Source organism: Trichocoleus sp. DQ-A2, from assembly GCF_039961915.1.
Lineage (GTDB): Bacteria > Cyanobacteriota > Cyanobacteriia > Cyanobacteriales > FACHB-T130 > FACHB-T130.
This window is the reverse complement of the sequence record NZ_JAMPKD010000013.1, coordinates 106391-129475: the sequence shown is the minus strand read 5'-3', so window position 1 is coordinate 129475 and position 23085 is coordinate 106391. Positions and strand designations below refer to the sequence as shown.

Genomic DNA, 23085 nt, shown 5'->3' with positions numbered 1-23085 from the left:
TTAGGAAAGGCTTCTCACCCGGTTTGAAATCTATTTGTAAAGACCCGAAACTTTGCCTCTCGACAGTCAGCGAAGACAGACTTCGTTTGATAAAAGCTCTCGCAATTTCTGCCCTCCTTCTTCTGAAGGGGGGCAGAAGTTGCGATTATAAACATCGCTAGGTACTTTCTCTCAACAAACCATGATGAATTTTCAACAAGTATTCGGTACAGAACCAGAAGTCGAAGCCAGCGCACCAGGACGAGTAAATCTACTAGGCGAACACACGGACTATAACGATGGATTTGTCCTCCCAACAGCTATCCCCCAAAAAACGACGGTACAATTGGGATTTAGCAAAGATGAACAGCACCACTTTTACTCTGCGGAACTTGACGAAAAAGTAGACGTTTTAGAAAGCACTCATACGCCGTCTAGTTTCGCAAGTTATGTATTTGGGTGTATCCGACTTTTAGAGCAGGAAGGTAACACTATCCCGCCGGTTAACGTGTATGTTACATCCTCCGTTCCTATTGGTTCGGGTTTGTCTAGCAGTGCGGCGTTGGAAGTGGCGACTCTCAGAGGATTGAGATCGCTTCTTTCACTTACTCTCGATGATGTGCAAATCGCCCAACTCGCACAACAGGCAGAAATTCACTATGCTGGCGTGCAATGCGGAATTATGGATCAGATGGCGTCCAGCCTTGCTGACACTGATTCGATGCTGTTTCTGGACACGCGCACGCTGGAACGTCAAGTTCTTCCTTTCCCAAAGGGAGCAGAAGTTGTGGTAATCGATAGCGGCGTGCCTCGTACCCTGGCGGCAAGTGGCTACAACCAACGACGCGCTGATTGTGAGGAAGCCGCACGGTTGTTGGGAGTGAAGGCGCTCAGAGATATCACCGATCCGCAAGCTGTAGAATCTTTACCCGAACCGCTGCGGCGTCGCGCTCTTCATGTGGTTACAGAGGATAACCGGGTGCTGGAGGCGATACAGGGCGTCTCTCCGGAGCGCTTTGGCGAGTTGATGAATGCTTCTCATGCCAGTTTGCGGGACGATTACGAAGTTTCCGTACCGGCGTTGGATACGCTGGTGAGAATGTTGCAAGAAACCCGTGGCGTATTCGGCGCACGGTTGACGGGTGCTGGGTTTGGGGGCGCTTGCGTTGCTTTGGTAGAGGTTGGGAAGGCGGAAGCGATCGCCCAAAATGTACTTCAACGCTACAACGGATCGGGTTACACCGGACGGATTCTGGTTCAGTAAGGCGAAGCTAGCGGTATACACTTTATAAACTCAGGGAAAGGGCGAGCAGCCGAATCATCCCGGCATCGGCGATCGCGCGATCGCTTCTTTAACTTTCTGGGTAATTAACTCTCGAAGTTCCTCCTTGCCACGCTGACGCTGAAAGCTAGCGCCTTCCTCAGTGGTGGCATAGAGGGGTGGCAGTCGATTGAGCGCATAAGCAGCAATCTCTCCCAGATCCAGAAGGCAAGGGTTGGTTACTTCCATTTTTAGCACCTGCACGCTCGCTTCTATTAGCACCAATGCTTCCATCACATTGATAAACTGTTTTCCGGGAATCGCGATCGCTTCATCGGTTAAAAGTTGCCCGAATAAGCGATCTAAAGCGATGTAGTCGTCAACAGAAATTTCCGAAATTTCGCAGATGCTGCCAATCTCTTGTGCTAGAGATGGCGTCATATATCCGTCCTGCAAAGCTTGTTCGACAATTGTTCCTATCGTGAGCTTTTCTAGACTCATCGCATCTCTCCCTGACGATCGCATTTCAAACGGCAATCCTATGATTCTGCCTTAGATTTGAAATTTATAACTTGTCTAATTAGCATAAATAGTGCTAACTTTATAGATTGTGTCGAATTAAAGACCATCCATGCCTAAACTGAAAACCCGTAAAGCAGCGGCAAAGCGTTTTAGAGCCACCGGCAGCGGCAAAATCGTCCACCGCAAAGCCTTCAAAAGTCACTTGCTACAGCACAAGAGTTCTGACCGGAAACGGCGGATTTCTAAAATGGCTCTGGTGCATGAACGCGATGAAGAAAATGTGCGCTTGATGCTGCCCTATTTGTAAGGAAGCAATTTGCTTTCTATGATGAGTCTCTAGTCAATTGCTAATGACTAATGACGAATGACTGCTGACCACCGATCAATAACAACTAATAATTAGCCATGACACGGGTAAAACGCGGTAACGTTGCTCGCAAACGCCGCAAAAAAATTCTCAAACTAGCCAAAGGCTTCCGAGGTTCTCATTCAACTTTGTTCCGGACAGCCAATCAACAGGTCATGAAGGCGCTGCGTAACGCCTACCGCGATCGCAAGAAGCGCAAGCGCGATTTCCGCAGCCTCTGGATCACCCGTATCAACGCCGCAGCACGTCAGCACGGCATTAGCTATAGCCAGCTGATGGGCAAATTGAAAAAGGCAAATGTCCAGATTAATCGCAAGATGCTGGCGCAGATGGCTGTTCTCGATCCCGCTGGCTTTGACAAAGTGCTGCAACTCGCTACACAGGCTCAAGGGTAAAGGATGAAGGATGTAGGGCTTTGTCCTTCCCAGAGGGTGGGATGAATGAAGCTCGCCACTCGTTTGTTGCCAGCCTCGTTCCCAGGCGGTGCCTGGGAATGTTTTTTCTTTGGCTCTTTGCTAGTATAAAAACGCCAAACTTAGCGGTTGCTGCCGAGCTACAAGAGATTGTGGAGCGCGGCTACCTAATTGTTGCAGTGAAAGACAATGTCCGTCCCCTGGCTTTTCGGGATGGGGAAGGCAAACTGCAAGGGCTGGAAATTGACATTGCCCAGCGTTTGGCAGCAGAACTCCTAGATAAACCCGATGCGGTAAAGTTGCAACCGGTGGCGAATCGAGAGCGGCTCTCGGTGGTGGTGGATGGAACGGTCGATCTGACGATCGCGAGGGTGACACAAAATGCTTCGCGCGATCGCTTGGTCAACTTCAGCATTCCTTACTACCTAGACGGCACCGCTTTAGTCACTCAGGACGCATTTTTACAAAGGCTTAACGATCTGCAACAGAGAAAAGTCGCCGTTCTGAAAGGATCGGATACGATTTCTACGGTGCGCTATCTTATCCCCCAAGTTCAGCTAATTGGCGTAGATTCCTACGAACAGGCGCGATCGCTCCTGGAATCGGGTAACGCCGATGCCTTCGCCGCCGATGCCAGCATTCTCAGCGGCTGGGTGCAGGAATATCCCCAGTACCGACTGCTGCCGGTACGCTTGTCGGGGGAGCCGCTAGCCGTGGTAATGCCCAAAGGGTTGCAGTACAATCAATTGCGGCAACGGGTAAATGATGCGATCGCGCGTTGGAAACGAGAAGGCTGGCTGCAAGAACGGGTTAAGTATTGGGGACTCCCCCAGAGCGATACCAACCGATTTTAGAAAACTTCCGATAGGGCACCTGTGGCGATCTACCTCCGCCGCAATCACGTCCCATAATGAATAGAGAAAGCAAATTAATCTCTGTATTTGAAGGGCAATGGATAACTCTCTGGCAATTTTTTATCTCTCCTTGTTGCTGGTACTGCTTGCCGTTGCCGGTTGGGCAGTTGTGCGCCAGGTTTTCAAAACCCGCAAAGTTGAAAGTGTCCTCTCTCGGCTGCAAAATAAGGTGCAAAACGACAAATGCACAACCCAAGAGTTTTACGAACTCGGCAGCATCTATTTAGATAAAAAACTTTACACCCAGGCAATCTCGCTGCTTCAAAAAGCACTCAAAGCTGAGGATGCCGAAGAGGAAAACCTCGCGCCTATCTACAATGCCTTAGGCTTTGCTTACTTCTCCCAAGAGCAGTACGACGTAGCGATTCGCAACTACAAAGAAGCTTTGAAAATAGCTCCAAATTATGTCACGGCGCTCAATAATCTGGGTCATGTTTACGAGAAGAAGAAGTTAACTGCTCAGGCGTTGGAAAGCTATGAGGAAGCGCTGAAGCACGAGCCTGACAATGGCACCGCCAAGCGCCGCGCCGAATCCTTGCGGAAACGGTTGGTTCCCTCGACTTAAAACGCCTTGTCATCCCTGAGGCTCTGCCTCCTGCGGAGCTCAAATAAAACGTAACGATTGTAGGGGCGCAAACCTTTGTGCCCCTACAGCTTTATCCGTAGCAAGGTCATATTTTGGAGGCTGTAGAACTGATGGGACGCTATACAAAGCAAAGTTAATTAAAAAAGCTGACGCCTGTGATGAGGCTGAACCTCATCACAGGCGTTTCAAGTTGGAGGCTGGGAGCGGGAAAAAGCAAACTTTCAGTGACAGAGCGCGATCGCCCGCGTGGAAGATGAAGCCGCCTATCCAGAGGAACCATCTGGTTTTCCGTAGTAGATGCCCCTACCATTGGTACCGATAAACACCAGCCCAAACTGCTGCCAACTCGCCTCCATCACATTTGGCTCACCACCGATAGGATTCTCTTGAGAGCCAATGCTCGTCCAAGTTTGGCCTCTATCAAGAGAACGAAAAATTCCCTCGCCCATGCCAGCAACTTTTCCATACAGATAAAGTGCCGGAGTCGTGCTGCCATCCGGCGGTTTCCCGAAGGCGAACAAATGTGCCCTCTCTACTGAAGGCAGCTTAGTCAGCGTCTTGCCACCGTCTGTTGAACGGTACAAACCATTCCAGTCCAGACTAAGCCACACCTCATCTTTCACACCCGGAACTGTTTTCAGCCTGCACCACAAATCTGCCCAATACTCGCTTTTAATCGATGAGTTAACAACCTGAAACGATGCGCCCCTATCAGTACTGCGATAAACTTTGCCTTCGCTGTAATAGTAAAACGTGTTGCCATCTACTTTATCTGCGGCCAACGGCTCACCCCAATACCAGGGGCCTTTAGCCCCATTAGGTAGCCCCGACACTTTACCCCATGACGCGCCGCCATCAGTTGTCTGTATCGGCTGAGCCTCGCTGAGAGTCACGACAAAATTGTTTGGGTTATTTGCCGATATAGCTACGCGCAACGGCATTGCCTTTGAGGGAAATGACCCAAACTTCTTCCAAGTCAATCCGCCGTCTGTCGAAGTTGTTCCGCCATTGTGGATTGGTTCCCACTCCACACCACCAACCCGCACCACCCGCGACGGGTCGCTTTCAGAGTAGGTAATACCGTAAGTATGCTGAGGCCAAGGTCCGATACCGCCCATCCTTTTCGATGGATAAGAATTAAGCCCATTGTTGTGATTGAAACCGTCTACATCGGCTACACCACTCAATAACACAGCACCTTTTGGAGGTGCAGCTAGGGCGAAAGCGACTATCTCTTCTTGTCCTTGCTGATAGTTAGCCCAAGTAACCGGATTGGCGTTGATATTGTCTGTTTGCCAAATTCCAGAACCATTCGTCAACCAAACTTTTCCCGGCACTTTCGGGTCAAATTCAATTGCTGAAACCCACGATTCAAACATGGCATCATGCCACCAAGAAACCGTGTGGTTTATATTTGCCTTTTTTTCTGTCCAAGTCGCTCCCCCATCTAAGGAACTATAGAGGATTTTGCTAGTTATTTGACCTAAAGATACTACTAAATGATTGGGATTCGTTGGGTTAACACCCAAGGCATTGAAAAACGCTGGCTTGCCATCTGGAGTGATGTTACTCCAGGTTCCACCAGCATATTTGCTAACTCCTGATTTGTGCGTAACGTAGAGAATACTGTTGCTGGAAACAGCCATTCGCTGTGCCTGTGTCGGGCTTCCTTGGATTTTGCTCCAAGTATTACCCGTGTCAGTAGATTGATAGATTCCATCTCCATAGACATTCGCGTAGACTAAACCGGGCGAGCGCTTGTCAAACGCAATGCCTAAAATTCCAATTCCTTTTGTCAGATTTGGGGAAAAAGAAGTAACTCTAGCCCATGTCGCCCCCGCGTCAGACGACTTCCACAACCCATCGTGCCGCGAACCAAACAAGATTACTTTAGAGTTAGACGGATCGACAGCTAACCTTTCTCCTGCCCACCGCTCTTCGGAGTTGCTGTCCATCCCTAAGTCTATCTTCAACTTAGTCCAAGTTTTTCCGCGATCGCTAGACTTGAAAATTGACCCCTTCGGCTCCCACTGGGAGTATTTGCCTGCCGCCATGTAGACAATATTCGCATCATTTGGATCGACGGCTAGTGCTTCTCCCCCGTAATAAGTTTTTTGGGCAAGTGGAAAGCTGTCATTTAAAGGAATCCAACTTTTATCTGCTGCATTCCAGCGATAAAAACCACCAACGTCAGTTCTGATATAAACAAGATCCTTTTCTAAAGGATGGGGGTAGACACCTGTAACAAACCCACCTCCACCTATAGAAACGTTAGCCCAGCGATATCCATTTCCCCCGATCGAGTAGATGGGTGCTGCGGCTACAGATGCTATGCCAAGGCTTTTGTATGTTTGCGGTTGTTGGTTGCTAGTGGCACACGCAGCAATAATTCCCACCAAAATAGGCAAACCAGTCAAAGCGATAAATTTTGGTATTTTCATAATCTATAACCAAAGATAAACACAGATGAACCCCAATGAATTATTTGTGTAAGTCTCTGTTCATTCCCGATTTCATTCCCAGTAAATTGATGGTGTACGAGAAGTTATATTGCTTAAGTTTAATATTTAGGGTTTTTTACAAAATTATAGAAAGCTCTAATATAGATTTTTAGTTTATCTATCGGTTTTACGGTGGCAAGATGATTTTTAACAAGTTTTTTAAACTCCGCATCCATTTCTCCATTCCGGAGATACACACCCATTCCTGTCGCCATCATGTGGTTAGAAAACTCATAAAATGATGAGAATTTGACTCCTATCCAATAGCCTAAAAGGATATTGATCTTGGCGGTTCGCTTCTGATAGTCTTTTGATTTCCCCTTAGTCTCTTTTCCGATAGCATTGGCGTTCTTCCCATGTACCCGATAAAGACTTAATTCCTTATCCAAAACGATACCTTTACTTAGCCCTAATGAGCTAAAAATTAAAAAAGCATCATTGAGCAAAGTGCTTCCTGCTTTATCCGGCATTGGCAGAATTTGTTGTAAGAGTGACCGTTTCAAGCAAAGACCAGAGGTAGAGGGGTAAGGAAAGTTTTTGTAGAATCTGCCACTTTTAGTTAACTGTGTCAAATCGTACTCGCGGAATAAATCGGGACTGGTTTTAAGTTTTTTATCATTTATTTCCACTAACTTTTCGTCCACAAATTTAAGAGGATGGAAACACCAACCTAAATCTGGGCGATCGCCTAATGCTTCTACTACTTTTTCTGCTTTTTCAGGTATAAAAGTGTCGTCAGCATCCAAAAAGCAAACAATATCTCCTTTACTCGCGGCAAAGCCTGCATTGAAAGCTGAAGCTTGTCCCCCATTTTCCTTTAGCACCGGGAGAATTTTATCGCCATAACTGGCAATAACTTCTCGTGAATTGTCAGTAGAACCATCGTCCACCACAATTACCTCGACGTGGGGATAGGTTTGGCTTAGGGCGCTATCAATTGCCTGTGATAGGAAACGAGCATAATTGTAGTTATTAATGGCGATGCTAACTTTAGGGTTGCTGTTCATACTTTTAGTGTTGTTATGAGCGTCTGGTTTGAGTAGTGACAGTTATAGCAGCAAGCTTGGGAAGAACACAGCAATGCCTATGAATCAATACCCAATACTTGCCGATACTGTGCTACAGACTTTTCCAGGGAGAACTCATCAGCTCTTAGCCGCAGTGCTTCCGAGTCAGAAGGCTTATCTAAGGTAGTCGCGATCGCTTCTGCTAAACCTTTGACATCTCCAACACTGACTAACTGACCGTACTTTCCGTTTGCTAAAATCTCTTCTGGCCCGCTAGGACAATCGGTAGAAACTACCCTGGTTCCCATAGCGATCGCCTCAATGAGTACAGTAGGCAATCCTTCATATAAAGAAGATAGGACGAATACTGCTGAAGATGCCATATAAGCATAGGGATTTGCCACAAACCCAGGTAAAGCCACATTCGATGCTATACCCAATTCCTGCACCAAAGCTTCAAGCTGCGATCGCTCCGTTCCCTCCCCTAAAATCATCAGCCGCGCCGGACGCTGTTGTTGCACTTGAGCAAAGGCGCGAATCAAAGAAGGAAAGTCTTTCTGCTTTTCCAGGCGTCCCACACCCAAAATCACCGGAGGCTGTCCCGCCTCAAACCAAGGATGTTCCACAAGTTCACTGGCTTTTTTGAACAGATCCGGGGTAACAACTGGGTTGTAAATAACTTTGATTTGCTCTTTTGCTAATCCTAGATGCACCAAATCATCAGCCGACCCTTGAGACACACTAACAACTGCATCAGCCATCGGGTAAAACCAGCGTACCAAGTAAGGTGCAATTCGCCTTTTCAGCTGCTTAGAGTTTTGCGCCTCCTGAGACAGGGTGTTATGTACGCTCACTACCACTCTTGTAGATACACCAGCCAGCCTTCGAGCCAACAAAGCCACTATATTCGTATCTTCCAAAGCCGAAAGCAAAGCTGTAGGTTTATTTTCTTTCAGATAGCGTACCAAGGCGGGGAGACTTGATAGCAGCCGCTTACCTTTCAAGTCCACAATTCTCACCTCTGGCGGTACTAGAGACAGATAAGGTCCTTCCACCTTAACTAAAACTAAGTCTACGCTTAAGCCTTGCTCGACAAAACCACGAGCCAAATTAACGAGGACTCTCTCAGCGCCACCGCCATATAGGGAAGTAAGAAAAATTGTTATGCTAGACATTTTTATTTGAGGTTGAAAATACTTCTATTCCCTAATTCCCGCTCTCTGGGGAGGAGTTAAGGGAAGGGTTACTTGAAAAAGTTGGTAAATTTATTGCTAACCTTACTACGTTGTTTCAACTAATCCTTCTTTTCTTTCCTCCGTCTCAAACGACCTAATATTCGACATTGGGAGGCGCTTCAATGATAAGGTTACTGATACATACAATATCCAAAACAGAGAGTGCGGTTCTACAATTGTACTTTCGGTATAGTTATACATTAGTAAAAACGTCACGTAGGTTATCGGCCATAAATCTTCGGGTTCTTTAGTGGAACGCACCCATTTTATGGCTCTAAAATAGGTGAAAATAATACTAATCCCAAAAAAGAATATCCCTACAAAGCCGAGATCAACCGTCAAGTTTAAAAAGCCATTGTGAGCGTGGTATACCTTATAGCGAAGTACACGCCAAACATATTCCGACTCCCCTCCATCCAGCCAAAATCCCTGATAACCATAGCCTAACCAAGGGCGATCCCAGATTTTTTCTATTACAGCATCCCAAATCTCTGTACGACCGCTGAGGGTAGGATCTTTGCCTAAGCTAAACAGCAAGTTATCCCAACTTGCCACGCCCCATGTAGCTAGACTTCCACCGATTAATATCAATGTAATGAAGAAGGGAATAGCTAAGTTGTCGCTCCACCGTAAAGCGCTGTAAAAAGGCAAGAGAATTATCAAAGTCAAGAAGATGATTAAAGCAGTTTTTGAAGTTGTAAGTACAATCACGCCAACGCAAATACCACAAACACCCCATACCAAGTAACGATATTTGCGAACGTTCAGAGCCACAAGTAAGGTAGACAATGCTGGTACCAGCATCAGGCGAGACAAGAGGTTTTTGTGTAACAAAGGCCCCCGCCAAGCTCCTGCATGAGTTCCACTTTCTATTCCACCTCCCCGAAAAACTAGGGTGTACATTACGGTAATTACTGCTCCTATACCCAGCGCCCACGCTATTATGCGTACTTGCTCTTTCAAGGTATAGCGCGAAGCAAAATACAGTCCAAACAAGGTTGTTTGTAACACATTGATGCCAGCTTTTCTAGAAATAGGCGGGAAATCAGACCAAAAAAATGAGATTACAATTGTTGCGACTAAACCCCATAAGAAAACGTCTCTCAAAGCTGGACGAACAACACTTTTGAACCGGGCAATAATAAAGAAAATTGTCCCGGCATAGACTCCCAACTGTAGCAGCGATATAATCTTGTCAAACACAGAAGGAACATAAACAGCGTAGCCAGCTGTTCCCTCCGACGCATTGTTTAAGCTGGCAAAGTTTAATAATCCTGAGAACACTAGCAGCGCCAGAACCGAGAATCTCTTTTCAGCGAAATTTAGGAGTGGATTCACGACTTTAGAGGGTGGTAAAAGTATCTAGAATTCAACTCAAGTCTAGGTCTTTTCAGTCGGGTGAGGGGGGAGAAAATGACTTTTGACAAGTTTCTAGGATGATGCAGTTTTTGTTGAAGGTGGCGTTAAGCTTCGGATGATTTTTCCTGCTTTACTCCTTTGATACTTTTAATATAATCTCTCAGCTTCTGCTGGGTACTGGGCAACAATGCCACGACTACTAAGCCCAAAACTACCCACCATCCTAACTGGTAGGCAAACAAAGCTATTCCAAAGGTCCCGCACCACAAGCCAGCCAATCGATAGTCAGGACTGCCAATGTCCCGCACTAGGTAGAAGTGGATGACAATATAACTCGCTAAAGTCGCCACCTCAGCCCAGCCGTATCCCACTAATTCCAAGCGGGGTAACAGCACGAATGCTGCTCCTACAAAAAGAGCCATATACACGATGTGAAAAACTGTAACTTCCCAGTTCCGCCGCAAAACGTAGAGGGTTGAGGAATGCATATTAAACATGGAGTTGGTCAGATTGCTCAAGGCGATATAAGGATAGATCGCCACTACAGGAAGCCAGCGATCGCCAAACACCAATGGAATAAGCACAGGCAAAGCCCAGCTGACTACTACGAGCAGGGGTCCTAAAGCTAATATCTGAAGGCCCATGCCCTCAGTGACAGCTCTCCGTAACCGCTTTCGATCTCCCTGCAAGCGCCCCAAGGTGGCAATGGAAATCCGCCACGTTGCGGTTTTTACGAAACTGAGAATGTCGATGATCCGGATGGCTAGGGCTACATATCCCACTGCCTCGGCACCAGCGTATCTACCTACTAGCAGGGGGTTGATCAGAGTACGTAGTTGCCACACCCAGACTGAGGTAGAAAATCCGATGCTGTATCCCAGCATCTGCTTAACTAAAACCCAATTCCAAGCAAAGCGGGGACGATATCCGGCACTCCAGTAGAGTAGTGCTAGAGTTTGAACTTGCTGTAGCCACCATCCAGCCACCAGTGCCCAAACTCCGGCTCCCCGAAAAGCCATTGGAAAGGCTATCACGTAGTAAACTAACTGACCGAGAAGTTCAATTAAAGCTACCCGCTTGTAATCTAGATTGCGCTCTAGCCGAGCCATCGGGACTTGATTGAGGAGAACTACGGGAAGTCCCAGAAACAAGACTTGCGCTACCGGGCGAAACCCTTGGATGTTCACCCAGCTTTCTATTAAGGGAAGCGCCAAAAAAGCTAAAAGCATTCCTGTAAACGCTTGCAGCAACAGCAGGGTGAAAGCTTGGTGATATACTCCGAGTTCCTCTTCCCCTTCCCGCCGCACCAGATAAACTTCAATGCCTAGCTGGCTGAGCATCTGAAGGTACAAAAATATACTGATGGTGGCAGCATAGAGACCGTATTTCTCCGGTCCTATGACTTTGGTAACTAGCATCACTCCTGCCAGACTGATGAATACTCCCAGTCCCTGACGCAGTACCAGGTAGACTCCTCCCCGCATGACTTGCGTTTTCAGGTTCATGCTTGTCCCTCAAAGTAGCAAATATTACGGAGAAATCCTTGATGTTCTACCAATGAAGACTTCCAGAAAAAGAGATTTATAGATAGCGATCGCAGCTTGGGAGTCTTTAGCGGCGCAAGATGCGGGAAAATCGGTAGAATGCTCATCAATTTTTTGAGCAGGTGGCTCAGCTCCAGCACATTTTTCTCCTTAGTTTGCCTTGGTTCATCGCTACTGCATCAGTAGACGGCCTTCTAAGGTCGTCAGCATATTTCATTGAATAAATAGTCAATTGCTACTAACGCTAGTAGAGATTGGCAAAAATATCTCAGCAACAGTTAAAGCGATCGTACTTGGGTGCCAATCTCTTTTTAAGCAAGCAAATTTAATTTACCACAGACAACAGTGTGGATTTGTGAGAATTCCCCCCCAAAGTTTAAAGCTTTTATAAAGACACTGAATATTTACACATTTGGCATTGAGCTATGGAAGGCTTGATAATTCTTCATTAGAACTTCAACTTTATGAAATAGATAACTTACATTATTCTCTGCAAAATGTCTGTAATCTTACCAGTGTTTAGGCAATCATGATATTAAAACTTCTCCATCGGGCTGTGGCTCCTGTGTTTATTGGCACTATGCTTGGGTGTACTGCTAGTAGCAATAGGTAGCAACCAACAGCCGATTGTAGGCGCGGATTTTGTGTCCGTACCGATGGCACCCACTTCCTACGTCGCTGGGCTAACGTGTCGATAGGCAGTAGAGGGTTTGTTACAGGTGTTTATACTTACAACGCACAAAAGGATCTGGTTTAGATCAGAACCGACGTTGGTGGCTTTTATCGCTGGAATGCCGAAGATAAAACCTGCATTCGATTACATGACAGCTTCACAATGAAAGAGAAAACATGTTACGGGGAAGAAGCGATCGCAACAGATCCCATCAACCCAAATATCGTTTACATGGCAGCAGGTAAATACTCCCAGCGGCAACCCAAAGGATCAATCTTTAAGTCCACAGAGCGAGGTTAAAACTGGACTAAACTAAACATAAACTTAGGGATAGACAGTAATGTTGAGCATTGCTGGGTGGGAAAAAGACTAGCTCTGAATCCGGCTAACTCCAACATTATTTTCATTGATTCGCGGCACGATGGGGTGTGGAGATCCTCGGATGCAGGCGCGACAATGGGCGAAAGTCGCTTCTTTTTCCCCAACGCTTACCAAAGAGCGTTGGCATCTCGTCCGCGTTGGCGGTTCAAGGTGGCACTCAACTTATACAGAAGCAACTTCAACAGACGCTGGATTAACCTGGAAGAAGTTTGCGTCGTTTCCGGCATCAATTACCACTGCGCGTAGCGATATCGGCAACTAATCCAAACTTGTTTGTTGTAGCTGTAAGTAAAGCTCTACCCCTACGCACCACTAATGGCGGCGCTTCAGGGAGTGCAGTGTCTGGACTACCAAATTGCTCAGAATGTCCCTGGTATTGAGATCAGCCCTTGGTGGCGAATAAAGTAGATGGAAATACTTTTTACTATTACAGCGACAGCAAAGTTTACCGCAGCACTGACCAAGGTGCATCCTTTAGCGTTGTCAACTCATCGATTCCCAATATTAGGAGTGACTACTATTCGTATGCGCTGAAAACAGTTCCAGATGCGAAAAATGAAGTCTGGCTCAGCTTAGACTAGGAAGGTTTATTCCACTCCACAGACGGTGGCAAAACGTTTGCTAAGCTGCCTTCAGTAGAAAAGGCGCATTTGTTTACTTTCGGGAAACCGCAGACCGGAAGGACAACTCCAGCGCTTTATTTGTATGGAAAAATTTCTGGTATGGGCGAGGGAATCTTCCGTTCTCTCGACAGAGGTAAAACTTGGATAAGCATTGGTTCTAGCCAAAATCCCATCCCTGGCGAGCCAAATGCGATGGAGGCGAGTTGGCAACAGTTTGGCTTGGTTTTCGTTGGTACCAATGGCAGGGGCATCTACTACGGAACTCCTGACGATTCCAAGGAGTAGGCTGCTTTATCTTCCGCGCCCGTACACGCAATTCGCCCCTGAATACTGGTTAAATTTACCCGAAAAGTACCAAGGCATTAGCCTTTAACAGAAGACGGTTCTTTCACGCTAGTAACACGTTCTGTTAAAGAATGATTTTGTAGTGCTGTTACTTGTGACAACACGTACGAGACGAGGGATTCAACCGTCATCAAGACTACCGAAAATGCCAATACTACGAAACCAGCAGCCGTGAAGAGAAACATGACGCTTGTAGAAATTAGTTTCTTGATAAAGGCGTTCATTTTGGTAAATAGTTTTGTTTACCCCTCTAGGATATGAAACACTACAGGGTCTTGACATCAGTGAATTTTTTGAATTTTTTGTAAAGAACTCCTTTATAAACCCGAAAACATACGGAGACGCTTTAAGTATATTTTTCTACAAATAAATTAAAGGATGTTTTTCTGATTTTGTCCTGAAAGCTAAGTTTTTTAACTGAATGCTGCTAGTAAATACGTAATTGAATGTAAATATGTGTGTCGCGCTTATAACACTGGTGAAGTGAGTGTTAATGGCTATTTTGTGTAAAAAAAATATAAAGATAATATAAAGACAAAAAATAGTAGGGGCGTACAGCTATTTGTGCGCCCCTATCACCTGGCAGGAAAATATTAAGTTATATTGACAATTTAGAAATGCAACAGCGCTTTTAAGCCTTGACCAGGTCTGATGGAACTGGAATTCGTTTGCCGTTTTCGTTGTCTAGGGGAGCAAGGGCGGTGAGTGTTCTGTACAACTCCAATGTTTCGCTAGTAATCTGGTTCCAGGTATAGTGTGCTTGCACATAACTCTGGGCGTTTTTAGCCATTACCGCCAATTCATTCTGGTGATTGATTGCCCATTCCAAGCTGCGGAGGCAGGAGTCTACATTTTTTACCTGGAAAAGCATCCCTCGGTTTTTGCCAATCAATTGCTGATGCACGGGAATGTCACTACCGAGTACGGGAACACCTTCCTGCATTGCTTCCAACATTGATAGAGGTAATCCCTCCAACTCAGAAGGAAGTACAAACAATCCCGCACCCCGAAGGATTTCTGCAAGACGGGGACCTCTAAGTTCACCTGTGAATATGATGTTCTTGTTATTCGCCGCCATCTCGGTGATCTCCGAGGTGAACTCATTGGTATCGCTGGTACCGCCCACCATGACGAGTTTCCATCCTTCTTGCTGAAGGTTTTGGAAGGCTTTGATGAGTAAGTCGGGGCACTTTTCCGGTACGAGTCTACCTAAAAATAGAATATAGCGTCCCTGTTCCAGACCTAGCGAAGTTCCATAGCTAAAAGTAGGGTCTGAATCACCCATATTTGAGGGTGCGTTAGGAATATAAATTGTCTCCTTACCGTAAGTTTCCTTAAAGTATGAGCGCAGTTCCTCTGAGACGACGATCATGCTATCAGAGAAGCGGACAGCAGCACGTTCGCCGCGACGGATTAGGTCGCTAGAAGCTTTGTTCCATTTGGCACGTTGCCAATCTAAGCCATGACAGGTAACAACAACTTTTGCCGAGGAAGCAATTTTGGGTAGCCAAGTAAAGAGGGCTGGTCCTAAAGCATGGAAGTGAACGATATCATAACGCTTCGCATTGCAAGCGATCGCTCCCAGCGCCGAACTCAACAGAGCATCCATTCCCTTGATATTCAAGCTGGGTATAGAAACAACCTTCACACCATGAACGTTATAGTGGCTGAGCGAAACATCTCCAGTGTATGAGGAACGGGCAAACAAATCCACTTCATGACCCTGTTCCACAACCCGTGAATAAATTTCTTCACAGTGGTGCTCGATACCACCCTGTTTAGCAGGCAACCCTTTTGCTCCAATTACGGCAATTTTCATGGCGAAACCCCGGTAAAAGTTTTTTGATTAATCTGGCTAGTAGACAAATTCCGCTGTTGCCAGCGGCTTAGCATATCGCTGTAGATATCACCCACGACAGTCTTGGCACTGTAAGGTTTGGCAGCTTTAACGCACGCCTCGATTGGATAATCTCCACCGTTGTGCAGTACCTTCCGCAAGGCATCTGCAATTGCGGCTGGCGATCGCTCCTCGCACACCACTCCACTATCAGTAGTGAGTAGGTTTGGAGTTTCGCCGCATTGGGTTGTCACCACTGGCGTACCGCTGGCAAGTGCTTCGAGAACGACCATAGGAAGACCTTCATAGGCGCTCGTTAGTACAAAAACACTACATACACGTTGCAACTGTGCAAGTTCTGCCTGGGCTAATGGCCCCAGCAGCGTTACCTGTCCGGACAATCCAAGGCGGGAAATCTCAGAACGTAGCTTATCCTTTAAGTCTCCATCGCCTGCTATGAGGAGGTGAACATTTGAATTGTTCAGGGCAGCAATGGAGCGGACTAGCAAGACGGGGTCTTTCTGGGCGTGAAGGCGACCAGCAAATAGAATAAAGCGTGTATCTTCCGCTAAACCCATCTGCTGTGCAAGTGTGCGCCTACCTTTCTCTCGTTCATCTAAGGTCAATGGGTAGCAGATTTCGTTATCTACTGTGTTTTTGACGTAGGAAATGCGCTCTGCTATCTCTGGGTAATGCTGCTGGTAATGTTGCACCGATTCAGTATTACACGACAAGATTTGAGAAAACTGACTTACAAGATAGCGTTCGATAGCAAAATATGCTGCTGGAAAACGTTGCCACAGAATCGCATTTTTTTTGTCCGCAGAATTAATTTGCTTTTGAATATCGTTGTGAATAAAGAGAGTCTTTTCTCCTGACCAGTTGCGAGTAAAAAGTGTGGGTTCCAGCCTGTGAAAGTGCATGAAATCCGAACTCAAATTCCGACCCAAAAGGGCAGCCGTATATTTAATAGTGGTTGGTACTAATTTTTTAAAGTTATCGTTTTCTATAAAAAACAAGGGCATAAAGCGGATCTCTCTGCCTGCCAACTGGGCGTCTCTCCATACTCCTATGGGTTGCGATGGATCGTTCTCCGTTCCTACCAGTCGGATTTCAAACTCGCTAGGAGCATATTTAACAAAAGTGCGTATGACTGTTTGTATACCCCCGATGCTAATGCTACTCGGATTGAACTGGTAGAAGATAGTCAAAACAGGTTTACGCATAACAATACCTATATATAGCTAGGTGTATTGGTTGTTTTTTTGTTGTGGCAAAGATTAATTAAGCAGTCTGTCAGTAGATTTATTTCAGCATGATTGCTTAGCTGATTTGAGAGTCTGAGATTCTCTTCCTCATAATTGCTTAGATTACTGTATAACCCTACTTAAGTAAATGGAATTTGCCAGATTTTACAGAAAGTTCTCAAATTTTCCACTTGACTTCATGGCAACTTTATAATGAGGTTCAAGACGCTATGAAGGCAAAAAATGGCTCAATTTTAACACTGCCTAATAATTTCTCCCAAACCCGAAAAACCCTGACCCAGCCATTCCTAAGCTTTTACCCAATCTAATACCACTCTAGAAGAGAACTCGTTACTCCTACTACTACTATCAAAAGTAGGAGTTATGAAATACTCCTTATGGACGATGCGAACTGAGTTTATACGTAAGATTACTTAGTTTTATGAATTGTACTTTGCAATTGGCTTTCCGAAGCCTATTGCTACTATCAAAAAGAGGAATTATAAATACTCCTTATGAAAGATGCGAACTGAGTTTATACGTAAGATTACTTAGTTTTATGAATTGTACTTTGAAATTAACTTTCCGAAGCCTATTACTACTATCAAAAGTAGGAATTATGAATACTACTTATGGAAGATGCGAACTGAGTTTATACGTAAAGCCGCTTAATTGTATAAATTGTACTTGTGTACTTTACAATTAACTTTCCGAGGCATCGGATATAAACTGCTAAGGAAGTCTGTATTTAAAAGTGTAATTTGACAGCCACTATACAAAAATACAATTTTCTTTAATATTCTCTACTAGAAGATATTTCTTTGCCGATCCGCAGTAGCAGCCTGCAAGAGCGAATTTGCTTAGTTCTCCTATTGGTGAGGGTTATCAGCGTAACGGCATTTAAGCAAGTGTATATCAGCGGTCTTCTCTACACGGAAAGGGGACTCGCCCTTTTCCTATAACAAAATTCTCCTACCCCGAACACGGTTAGGAGAAGAGGATTCGCCATAAGCGTATAGAACGTCCTTACAACGGTACGCTTATGGTTCGAGCTAGAAGTAAGTAATCGATTAATGCTTGTTTAAGCGCGATCGCTATTTTTAGGAGCCTTCGCTGTCAGCATTTTTGGCGTACTGGCATCTTCCTTGTAGTATGCCTTGGCATGGTGGAAATAACTATCAGGTTCGTTTTCCACAATCACACCATTGACGACCAAGCCCAAGACCTTCTGACCTGACTGTACCAAAAATTGCTTACAAGCAGCAGCGCTGACAGTATCAACCACGCCTGGGCGAACTACCAATAACATACCATCAGTCATCTTGCCTACTGCCAGAGCATCTGCCACCAGAACAATTGGAGGCGTATCAAGGATTATAAAATCGTAGTCTTTAGAAAAATTGTCAATTAATCCAGCCATCCGCTTTGAGTCAACAAGAGCCAATGGATTAGGAGGAATTACCCCGGAAGGAAGCACATCCAGGTTATCCATCACTTCGCGCACAGCCATCTCAAACTCAGCTTGATTAACGATGACATCGCTCAGACCAATTGCATTAGTCAAGTCCCAAATATGATGCTGCATGGGATGGTGCAGATCCGCATCTATTAATAAAACTCGTCTTCCTAGTTGAGCCATAGCGATAGCCAAGTTGGCACAAACTGTAGACTTGCCTTCTTTAGAAACAGAACTTGTCACCGCAATGACTTTCAGCTCTTGATCTGGACTGAGAAACTTCAAGTTTGCCTGAAGCATACGGTAAGCTTCACTGATAACCGAATGTGGATTATCTCTAACAGGAAGCTGCGGAAGAATTCTTTCTAGTTTCTTACTGCGAAAAGTAACTTTTTTCTTCAAAGAAGGAATCATTCCCAGGACAGTATATTTAAATAACTCCCGCACCTCCTTGGCAGTTTTGATAGTTGGATCTTTCAGGTCTACAAGGAAAGCAGTAATTACATAAAGTAGACTGCCTGCAACAATTCCGGCAGCTATGATTATTAGCTTGCGAGTACCTACGGGCTTTTCTGGAACTGTAGCGGCAGAAATTAAACTAGCGTTGCCTACATTTTGATTTTCCGCAATCTGAACCTCTTGAAGATTTTTTAAAAGAATTTGGTAGGTAGATTGCGCGGCTTCTACTTGCCGTTGTAAATCCCGCTGACCCTGTTGCAATCTAGGTAAAATGTTCGCTCTTTGTTTGTACGCCTCCTGAGCGCGAGATAAAAAAGTCACTTGATTAGCCAAACCTAAGCGTTGCACTTCTGCATTGACTAATTCTGCGGTCAGTTTTTGTTCAAGTTCCCCAATTTGTAAATTTGCTTCGGATACTTGTTGGTTGGTGCCAACAATCTCTCCTACCCGTTCCTGTAGTAAAGCTTTTAATGCCGCTTGTTTGCTTTCGAGATTAATTATTTTGGGGTTTTCATCCTGAAAGCGGGTGCGCTCAACTGTCAACTCGCCTTCAATTTTTTGGAGTTCTATCAGCACTTGCTGAACTGCGGGAGATTGGCTGAGCGAGTTTAGAGCCATAGCCCGCTGTGAATTCAGTCCTATCTTACTTTGGAAGGCGGCGACTCTAGCAGTTGCATCTTCAAGTTCAGCTTGAGTTTGCGCTTTTTTGCTGTCTAGCTCTGCGATCGCTTTTACGGCTGAGCTTCCTTCTTCTTCTAGAGCTACAATGTTATTCTGTTCTTTGAAACTACGCAAAGCGGCTTCTGCTTGACGAACAGTGGCTTCAGTCTTCGGTAGCTGCTTACTAATAAATTCGCGAGCCGCCGCTGCTTGAGCGCGGTTATTAAGTACATTCTTCTCGCGATACAAATCCATCAGTTTGTTGACTATCTTTGCAGCTTCCTGGGGATCTTTGCCTTTAACGGATATCTGCAAAACATCGGTTCCTTTGATCCCTTTTACCGTAAGCTGTTTTAGGAAATCAGCAGGTTTTAGGGGATCTCCCTTTTTGTCTTTTAGGTTTAGAGAATTTATCGTCTCTTGTATCAGAGGCTCAGAACGGACTATCTCGGCTTCTGTATCCAGAGGAGTATTCAAGACATTGAGCGGTTCCAACTGTCCGATTTTTGCCCCCGCCTCTGTGACTAAGGCAGAAGTCGTATTTTGCTTCTTAAACAAAAGCCTCCCTTCGGCTTCGTAGGTAGGCTTTTTTAAGAACGCAAATGCGGCGGCGAGTGCAACTGTAAATATAAAGACGGTACTGGCGGGTAGCCAACGCCGTTTGAGGATAAGCCAGTATTTTTTAAAATCTATATCTTCTGTGTATTGTCTAGTTTCCATAAGAGGCTCGTGTAGGAGAGTGGTAATAAGGTTGTTTTGGAGGCAGGTGTATTAGCCGCTCCCAGAAGCGAGTCCTTGCAGTGTAGACTATTTCCTCGCTTATCGAGAGGCAGCATCTGGTAGTTCTTACTCAGCCGACAATTGTATCCTAACAAGGCTAGTAAAAGTTGGAGTGATAAAAAAAACTGTTAATCAATGAAAGGATGAGCTTAAAGCTGTATGCAGTAGCATTCGGCTGGTAGCTCTAGATAAGAGGGATTAACAAAAGCGGGCTGCGAAATTTTTTTGATGCTGACGGACAACCGGACTATGGCAAAGAGTAGAAGTGCGATCGCTTTGGATGAAAGCACCTTAAGCTTACACCTTAAAGCAGGATTAACTGCGCGATCGCTATAGAATGACTCAAACAATTGAGTCGGAAATATTTTAGGTCCTATCGGAGGCAGTTTTGGGACGATTGCCGGAGTGACTGGAAGATTAATTTGGCACAAATATCTGGGAACATATTTCTGCTTTGTGCGATCGCCCTCAAAATCCTGAGATATCTGTATAAACATCCGATTATTCTTTAGCCAAAGAGATTACCACCAGCCTGAACAAATCGGATGATTGCCAGGATTCACGGCATGAATATCCTTGGTGTGTGAAGAAACCGTCCCCGCTCCTGAAGATAAATCTCTTACCTTAAAGCTTTCAACCTGTTTGACAGGTTGAAAGCCTTTGCCTAAACTCCCTAAAAAAAGTTGCACGCGGCGTGAGCCAAATTGCCTGACTACGGCTTAATCAAATGTTGCTCAAACTTGCGATAGTTACCAATTAACCTTGCCCGCTCAAAAGGGGGATAGAACAAGATGGTTCCCAAAGGTAAACCAACTGCCAAAACAGCGCCCATCACCAAAGGATTTAGCAATCCAACTTGGAAGCCAACTCCTAAAGTCATGCCTAACGCCATTGCTAATAGCGACACCCCAATCGCGAGATTGGGACTAAATCCTCTTTTCAAACAACTAACTGCCAGACTCTGCGCCCCAAAACCAGCCATAAATACAGCAAAATCCACCGCTTCAAACCCAACCGCCGCCGAATTTGCCGCTCTAAATTGCTCGCCAAAACCCGTCACAAAAAAAGCGACAATTCCCGCAACCAACAAAGCTACAACCGTGTCTATACCCGCAAACTTAACTTTATACCTGGATAGAAGCTTAGCGACAAACACAGCCCCAGCCGCCGCCGTAGCCGCTGCTGCCACACCAAATGCAGCGACAAACAGCGTGATAAACCCAGCCATGACCACACCCATCGCCCCAACTTGGGCAATCGTTCCGCCCCAAGCGATTCCCTCAATCCAAGCCGCCGAGGCAGCAAGTGTCACCAGTAAAGCGAGCGCGATATAAGGTAGTTTTTTGTTCGCAATCGGAACCGGGGCAGTCTGAATCTTAACAGTAATATCGTGAGTTTCTGGCAGAGAATTTGTGTGTAATAACAGATGTCGCTCGTAGGTTTTATCTGCCATCAACCGGCTGGTATTCACATTGATTTTAAACTTCGCCTGATTGTTCTCAAACTTAACGGAATCAAAAGAAATCCAAGTGTGAGTATCTGGTGTATGGGGGGGATCGCTTTCGTGGGGTGCCACTTCCCAATTTCCTTCCAGAAGGGTATCAGGAATCGAGTTCGTAACTGCGATTGTTTGAGTCACCCTTTCACCTAATTTTCTTGCCTTAAATTCTAGGATGGGTTTACTCAGCTTCGCTTCGGGTACGCGAATCACATAGATAGGCTTGAGAGATTCCAAGGCGATCGCTGCGTTAGGATAGCGGTCTTTTGGTTTGATTTCCACCATCTTTTGCAACCAGTCAATCCACCGCAGACTGAGCTTGGGAACGAGATGCTTGAAATTAATTCGATAATCATCATCAATTAACTGGCTAATCTCAGAAGATTTGATGCCAGTTAATAAGCAAATCAGCGTTGCTCCCAAACTATATAAATCTGAGGCTTCAGTGAGTTGGCGATGAAATAATTGTTCGGGCGGCATGAACCCTAAAGTTCCTTTTGCCACGCTGTTCATCGTCACTTCCCCATCCCCAATTCGAGCCAAACCAAAATCAACTAAAAAAACATTGATGTTGCCATCGACCAAGATATTTTCGGGTTTAATATCTCGATGGATAACGGTGGGAATGCGATTTTGCAGATAAACAAGAATTTCTAATAAAGAGACGGCAATTTTCTTAATTTCATCCGGGTCGAAGCTACGAGGTACGGCTAAAGACGGTGCTTTTTTATACTCCTGAACCATGCAAAAGCCATCGGATGTTTGGAAGGAATCTAGGTAGCGGGGGATTCCGGGATGATTCAGTCCCTGTAACACTTGAATTTCGCGCTGGTAGGCGTCGTAGTCTGACCAGGTGGCGTTGATTTTAGCAAACTGAAACCGTTTAATGACAGCGGGTTGCCGAGTTTTCAGATTGAGCGCCAGGTAGGTTACTCGACCACCGGCGCGGTTGTGTCCTAATTCTCGGACGACCTGATAACCGTGGCTGGATAAGTCTGGAAAGTTGCTCATGTGTGAGAGAACGAACGCAGGTTGAATGAGTTTATGCAACTGCTACGCGAGCAGTTGCAGTTAGCGGGAGCAGCTAGAGCGAGTAGCCGCTAACTTGCGGTCATACGCTAGAGCGAGTAGCCGCTAACTGCGGCATACGCCAAAGCGATCGCGCAATCCGAACAAACCAGGGATGGCAGATAAAGGAAGTGGGTGTACGCCTTTTTTGAGACTTCATCTTTCCCCTTTTCCCAGTTGTCCCTTCTCATCCTAGTTCACCAGCTTAGGAGTAGGAATTTCTGTTTTCGCTGTGAAAGTTCATAAAAATAAAGTGAGTGAGCTACACCTAGTTAAGAACTTGATATCTAAGGATCGTAATTATGACACAGCTATCAGAAGCGAATGTGGCGATTTCTAAGGAAGTTAATAATTCGAGAGGTTCCGATTG

General features: G+C 45.6%; 23 protein-coding genes. 9 read left to right on the top strand and 14 right to left on the bottom strand.

From position 1 onward, the window contains the following. The first annotated feature begins 184 nt into the window (after nt 1–184). Nucleotides 185–1243 (top strand): galactokinase, encoded by a 1059-nt coding sequence (gene galK, locus NC997_RS15220; RefSeq protein WP_190526968.1) that lies wholly within the window; start codon nt 185–187, stop codon nt 1241–1243. A 54-nt stretch (nt 1244–1297) separates the two neighbouring features. Here galK and NC997_RS15215 read toward each other — a convergent pair whose 3' ends face one another. Next, nucleotides 1298–1741: a late competence development ComFB family protein gene (locus tag NC997_RS15215; RefSeq protein WP_190526900.1), complete on the bottom strand. Its 444-nt coding sequence runs from the start codon at nt 1739–1741 to the stop codon at nt 1298–1300. 130 nt (nt 1742–1871) lie between these two features. Between NC997_RS15215 and rpmI the strand changes: the two genes are divergently transcribed. The 4 genes from rpmI to NC997_RS15195 all read left to right on the top strand — a co-directional run bounded on the left by rpmI (nt 1872) and on the right by NC997_RS15195 (nt 4021). Then, complete coding sequence (gene rpmI / locus NC997_RS15210) at nt 1872–2069, top strand: 50S ribosomal protein L35 (RefSeq protein WP_190413800.1); 198 nt, start codon at nt 1872–1874, stop codon at nt 2067–2069. Nucleotides 2070–2167: 98 nt separating this feature from the next. Next, nucleotides 2168–2524 (top strand): 50S ribosomal protein L20, encoded by a 357-nt coding sequence (rplT, locus tag NC997_RS15205; protein ID WP_190413799.1) that lies wholly within the window; start codon nt 2168–2170, stop codon nt 2522–2524. 98 nt (nt 2525–2622) lie between these two features. Beyond that, nucleotides 2623–3396: a transporter substrate-binding domain-containing protein gene (locus NC997_RS15200; protein WP_190526966.1), complete on the top strand. Its 774-nt coding sequence runs from the start codon at nt 2623–2625 to the stop codon at nt 3394–3396. 97 nt (nt 3397–3493) lie between these two features. Next, nucleotides 3494–4021: a tetratricopeptide repeat protein gene (locus tag NC997_RS15195; protein ID WP_190413797.1), complete on the top strand. Its 528-nt coding sequence runs from the start codon at nt 3494–3496 to the stop codon at nt 4019–4021. 284 nt (nt 4022–4305) lie between these two features. Here NC997_RS15195 and NC997_RS15190 read toward each other — a convergent pair whose 3' ends face one another. The 6 genes from NC997_RS15190 to NC997_RS15165 form a co-directional block, all read right to left on the bottom strand. Beyond that, nucleotides 4306–6483: a hypothetical protein gene (locus NC997_RS15190; protein ID WP_190526899.1), complete on the bottom strand. Its 2178-nt coding sequence runs from the start codon at nt 6481–6483 to the stop codon at nt 4306–4308. Nucleotides 6484–6602: 119 nt separating this feature from the next. Beyond that, nucleotides 6603–7550, bottom strand: coding sequence for a glycosyltransferase (locus tag NC997_RS15185; protein WP_190526897.1), 948 nt, complete (start codon nt 7548–7550; stop codon nt 6603–6605). A gap of 77 nt (nt 7551–7627) precedes the next feature. Continuing rightward, complete coding sequence (locus tag NC997_RS15180; RefSeq protein ID WP_190526894.1) at nt 7628–8725, bottom strand: glycosyltransferase; 1098 nt, start codon at nt 8723–8725, stop codon at nt 7628–7630. 105 nt (nt 8726–8830) lie between these two features. Then, nucleotides 8831–10123, bottom strand: a complete 1293-nt coding sequence (locus NC997_RS15175; RefSeq protein ID WP_190526892.1) for an O-antigen ligase — start codon at nt 10121–10123, stop codon at nt 8831–8833. A gap of 125 nt (nt 10124–10248) precedes the next feature. Beyond that, entirely contained in the window at nt 10249–11649 is a 1401-nt protein-coding gene (locus NC997_RS15170) for an oligosaccharide flippase family protein (protein ID WP_190526890.1), read from the bottom strand. Then, entirely contained in the window at nt 11646–11828 is a 183-nt protein-coding gene (locus NC997_RS15165) for a hypothetical protein (protein WP_190430198.1), read from the bottom strand. The genes NC997_RS15170 and NC997_RS15165 overlap by 4 nt, the downstream gene beginning before the upstream one ends. 695 nt (nt 11829–12523) lie before the next feature. On the opposite strand from NC997_RS15165, the gene NC997_RS15160 reads away from it, so the two are divergent. The 4 genes from NC997_RS15160 to NC997_RS15145 all read left to right on the top strand — a co-directional run bounded on the left by NC997_RS15160 (nt 12524) and on the right by NC997_RS15145 (nt 13650). Further along, nucleotides 12524–12661, top strand: a complete 138-nt coding sequence (locus tag NC997_RS15160; protein WP_190526888.1) for a hypothetical protein — start codon at nt 12524–12526, stop codon at nt 12659–12661. A gap of 142 nt (nt 12662–12803) precedes the next feature. After that, nucleotides 12804–13004: a hypothetical protein gene (locus tag NC997_RS15155; RefSeq protein WP_190526886.1), complete on the top strand. Its 201-nt coding sequence runs from the start codon at nt 12804–12806 to the stop codon at nt 13002–13004. 130 nt (nt 13005–13134) lie between these two features. Then, nucleotides 13135–13323, top strand: a complete 189-nt coding sequence (locus NC997_RS15150; RefSeq protein WP_190526884.1) for a hypothetical protein — start codon at nt 13135–13137, stop codon at nt 13321–13323. Nucleotides 13324–13464: 141 nt separating this feature from the next. Next, the gene (locus tag NC997_RS15145) at nt 13465–13650 is read left to right on the top strand and encodes a hypothetical protein (RefSeq protein WP_190411464.1); all 186 of its coding nucleotides are present in this window, start codon (nt 13465–13467) and stop codon (nt 13648–13650) included. A gap of 691 nt (nt 13651–14341) precedes the next feature. Here the strand turns inward: NC997_RS15145 and NC997_RS15140 are convergent. The 7 genes from NC997_RS15140 to NC997_RS15110 all read right to left on the bottom strand — a co-directional run bounded on the left by NC997_RS15140 (nt 14342) and on the right by NC997_RS15110 (nt 22906). Further along, on the bottom strand, nt 14342–15529 hold the full coding sequence (locus NC997_RS15140; protein ID WP_190411463.1) for a glycosyltransferase family 4 protein: 1188 nt from the start codon (nt 15527–15529) through the stop codon (nt 14342–14344). Continuing rightward, complete coding sequence (locus tag NC997_RS15135) at nt 15526–16773, bottom strand: glycosyltransferase family 4 protein (protein ID WP_190526882.1); 1248 nt, start codon at nt 16771–16773, stop codon at nt 15526–15528. Before NC997_RS15135 ends, NC997_RS15140 begins: the two co-directional genes overlap by 4 nt. 1102 nt (nt 16774–17875) lie before the next feature. After that, entirely contained in the window at nt 17876–20089 is a 2214-nt protein-coding gene (locus NC997_RS15130; protein WP_190411461.1) for a polysaccharide biosynthesis tyrosine autokinase, read from the bottom strand. A gap of 209 nt (nt 20090–20298) precedes the next feature. Continuing rightward, nucleotides 20299–20646, bottom strand: coding sequence for a hypothetical protein (locus tag NC997_RS15125; protein ID WP_190411460.1), 348 nt, complete (start codon nt 20644–20646; stop codon nt 20299–20301). A gap of 24 nt (nt 20647–20670) precedes the next feature. Continuing rightward, on the bottom strand, nt 20671–20838 hold the full coding sequence (locus NC997_RS15120) for a hypothetical protein (protein ID WP_190526880.1): 168 nt from the start codon (nt 20836–20838) through the stop codon (nt 20671–20673). A gap of 23 nt (nt 20839–20861) precedes the next feature. Further along, entirely contained in the window at nt 20862–22658 is a 1797-nt protein-coding gene (locus NC997_RS15115) for a serine/threonine-protein kinase (protein ID WP_190526878.1), read from the bottom strand. 107 nt (nt 22659–22765) lie between these two features. Further along, complete coding sequence (locus tag NC997_RS15110) at nt 22766–22906, bottom strand: hypothetical protein (RefSeq protein WP_348257801.1); 141 nt, start codon at nt 22904–22906, stop codon at nt 22766–22768. Nucleotides 22907–23085 lie beyond the last annotated feature (179 nt).